This window comes from Pseudomonas sp. B7(2017), assembly GCF_002112745.1.
GTDB classification, from domain to species: domain Bacteria; phylum Pseudomonadota; class Gammaproteobacteria; order Pseudomonadales; family Pseudomonadaceae; genus Aquipseudomonas; species Aquipseudomonas ekonensis.
In genome coordinates, this window is record NZ_NEIP01000038.1 from 1 (window position 1) to 2,812 (window position 2,812).

The window sequence follows — 2,812 nt, forward strand, 5'->3', positions numbered from 1 at the left end:
GTCGCCCGGATGCTCCGGACAACCTTAAAGAAGCACTGTTAAACCACCTGATTCTGGAGCAAGGCTGATGATCGCAAAGGAACGCATTGAGTTCATTGATGAGCAACTTAAGGTTTTTCCCGATAGTTTAAAGCAATACCGCAGTCTTACTGAGTCTTCATTTGCCGAGTGGCTTGGCAAAGGGAGAGAGTTTTTCGATAGACCTGCACTTTTCGGGATGAACAGATCCATAAAACTTGGAAATTCTAACAAAACCGTCAGTGTGACCGACAATGCGTTCGAGTCTACAGTTGCGCAGTGCCCGAAAGACGGCAGATTGCTGATTGAGAGTAAGTTTGTCTCGGTTCACGACATTCCCGTAGGAAACATCACTGTTGAAGTAACCCCTAAGGAAGGTGGCAATCCTGTACCTGTCACACTAGATGATCAAGGCAAAGGGATTTTCAAAGGCACTCCTGGAAAAAAATACTATGTCCGGGTGCAGAGTAGTGTCACCAAGAGTCAGCTTAGCGACCTATTCAACTCATATGACAATTTCACAAAAGAACTGAATGACTGGCTTGACAAGGAGTGGAAAACCTACAGACCACTCTGGCCAAAAGAAACATTAGTATCAGCATACTTCGCGCAACTAAAAGGAACATTAGAGGGAGGCTGGAATGCAATCAAATCGGCATTCGATGGCGTTAAGCGATTTTTCGAAATACTAAAAGACCCCGGAAAATTTGCCGGCGAAATTGGCCAAAGCGCTGCCGACTTACTCAAGCTCGCAAAAGAAACGCCCAAAGCGATGGAAAAATTGATGCTGCTGGCGAGTGACCAAGCAGTTCTTTTCCTGCTTATTAAAACCACCGCTTTATGGCTGCTTCAACTACCGCCCAGTATCATCTCTGGAAAATTCTCTGAGCAACTGTCCAGCATAGCAGTAACGATTCTTATCGATATCGTTTTCGCTATCGTACTGACATTCGCTGCCGAGGGTACTGGCATTGCATATTTGGGCGCCCGCCTAATCAACTATGGCGCAAGAGTCGTCGAGACTGTCACGGGCTTCATAAAATCCATCATCCGCATATTGAAAACCTTTGCGGACATGATTGATCAATATAAACGTGTTGCTACCCGCACAATCGCAGGCACCTTTGAAAAAGGCAAGGTAAGAGTAAACTGGGATAGGCAAGATCACGCTAAAGTCAGTCGACCCGAGCATGTCGATGACAAATCGAAACAGTCGACCAGCCATGACGATAAGAATGTCGCATGCACCAGAGAAACCTGCGTAAACGGTTGCCCTGTTTCAATGGTCACCGGTGAGGAACTGTTAACGCTCACTGATGGACAACTGAATGGACTGTTCCCTTTTGAATGGACTCGTCTTTATCGAACCAGTGCGGTGGAAATCGACTGCGGCCTAGGCCATGGCTGGAGCCATGCGCTGGCTCAGCGTGTCGAGGTTATTTCGGAAGACGTAATATGGACTGACCATGAAAACCGCATAACGACTTTCCCCCTACCTAACGCCCAGCGGCCGGCAATCACCAATAGCCTGGCCAAAGCGGCGATATTTATAGGCGATGATCCATCTGAGCTTGTACTCACACAAGCAGGGGATCGCCCGCTGTTTTATCACTTCCGATATGACAGTAAAGGCGCCACGCTGATTGCTATCAGTGACCGATATCGTAACCGTCTGCACATCAACCGAGATATTCATGGCCGTATCAAGCGCATCGACAATGGTGCAGGTCGTGCCTTGCTGCTGCGTTATGACCGAAAACACATTATTGCCGTTGACTATCAACAATTCCGTCCGGCAGATAACCTAGAAGAGAGTTGGAGCACTATCCAAACTCTCGTCACTTATCGTTACGATGAGAAAAGTCGTCTCATAGAAGCTAAAAATGCTGCGGGCGAGAGTGAGCGTTATTCTTATGACGATCAGCATGTGATTCTCGAGCGTCAGTTAGCCGGCGGCGCGAGTTTCTTTTGGGAGTGGGAAAACGAAGGCAAATCGTCGCGTTGCACGCACCACTGGGCAAACTTCACTCAAATGGATGCTCGCTACGCGTGGGATGAAAAAGGAAGCGTCACTGTTACCAACGCTGATGGCAGTGAAGAAGTCTACACTCACGATGACCAAGCCAGGTTGATTAGCCAAATCGATCCAGACGGCGCTGAGCGCCTGAAGGCATACGACGAAAAAGGTCGACTAGTCGCTGAAAAAGATCCGCTGGGCGCAGTTACTGAATACCAATACAACGAGGCCGGCCGTCTGGAGGCGCTTATCCCACCTGAGGATACGCCTACAGTGTATGACTACACTAACGGCTTTGTTTCAGAGGTTCGCCGCGGCGACTCAATCTGGCGGTACCAACGAAATGATCAAGGTGACATTACTCAACAAGTAGACCCGGATGGTCATATCACCGAGTACATCTATGATGCTCAGGGGCGTCTGCTGGAAATTCGACACCCGGACGGTGGCCGCCATAAGTTGGGCTGGAACGATCTCGGTGAGCTGCTTGAGGAACATCTGCCGGATGGGGGCAAACGCAAATATCGTTACGATTCTCTGAGCCGGCAAATTACTCGACAGGATGAAACTGGGGCAATTACTCAGTTCGTTTGGGATGCCGCCAACCGCCTTGCCCAAATCACTTTGCCTGGTGGTGCTATCCGCGCGTTCAGCTATAACCCTTACGGCCGCGTCACCGCCGAACGCGACGAACTCGGCCGCATCACCCGCTACGAGTACGCCGACAACCTGCACCTGGTCAGCCGCCGCATCAACCCGGACGGCAGCCAATTGCGC

1 protein-coding gene is annotated in these 2,812 nt (G+C 49.9%); it reads left to right on the top strand.

The features are described from left to right. Positions 1–67 precede the first annotated feature (67 nt). Positions 68–2,812 (top strand): DUF6531 domain-containing protein (locus CAG29_RS27970; RefSeq protein WP_139831540.1); only part of this gene is annotated, 2,745 nt, incomplete at its 3' end.